This is a genomic window from Pantoea pleuroti, from assembly GCF_014156615.1.
GTDB classification, from domain to species: Bacteria; Pseudomonadota; Gammaproteobacteria; order Enterobacterales; family Enterobacteriaceae; genus Pantoea; species Pantoea agglomerans.
Window position 1 is genome coordinate 1 of the sequence record NZ_SBFD01000026.1, and the last position, 829, is coordinate 829.

Annotated in this window: 1 pseudogene; it reads left to right on the forward strand. The window is 34.6% G+C overall.

The features are described from left to right. Positions 1-22 precede the first annotated feature (22 nt). Positions 23-829: pseudogene (locus EPG66_RS22790) on the forward strand (DNA-binding protein); the annotation flags it as partial.

Genomic DNA, 829 nt, shown 5'->3' on the forward strand with positions numbered 1-829 from the left:
ATCGCCTCTGGATTCGGGTTTTATGTTATTTTCAAAAGCATATATTAAACACTTACATTCTTATGGAAGAAGAAATGATTATAACCAGAGAATGAATGTGCTAAAAATATTGGAAGGAGTTTTATTGAATGAATTTCAGTCAGCTAAAATATATAACTGTAGTAACTTTATCTTCGAAAGATGTGTGGAGATTTTTACTAATATTTACTCTGAGACAACCGCATATAATGCAGGAAAAGAACTCAAAGAAATTGAAAAGTTCTTAAGGGAATACAATTTAGCTGATTTAGGATATGTGGAATGGTTTAATCCTCTTAAAATGCCAATCTATGAAGTTAAAAGCTATGATCACAATCTTGCAGGACATGACAAATTGCCTGATATTTCATACATAGTTGAACTCGCAAAATTCTTTGCAAAGGATGATAACTCTCTCTCTAAAAGGGATATGTTCACTGCTTCAGTCCTGACTTTACTGATGTGTGCACCGAGTAGAATAAGTGAAATTCTCTCATTGCCAGCCGACTGTGAAGTGTGGGAACAAAACAGTAATGGTATAGAGAGGTATGGTATTAGGTTTTTTTCAGCAAAAGGATACGAGGGGGATGTGAAGTGGATTGCATCATCTATGGTTCCTGTTGCCAAAAAAGCTATAGCAAGATTAAAACTGTTATCACAAAGCGGAAGAGAACTGGCTCAATATTTAGAGACATCTGAGATCTACAGGAACTCTCTAAGCAATGAGATAAATAATGACTATTTGTTATCAGCAGAACAAGTTTGCAGTGTGCTGGGCTTCACTAATTTATCTCCTTCATCAATAAATAAA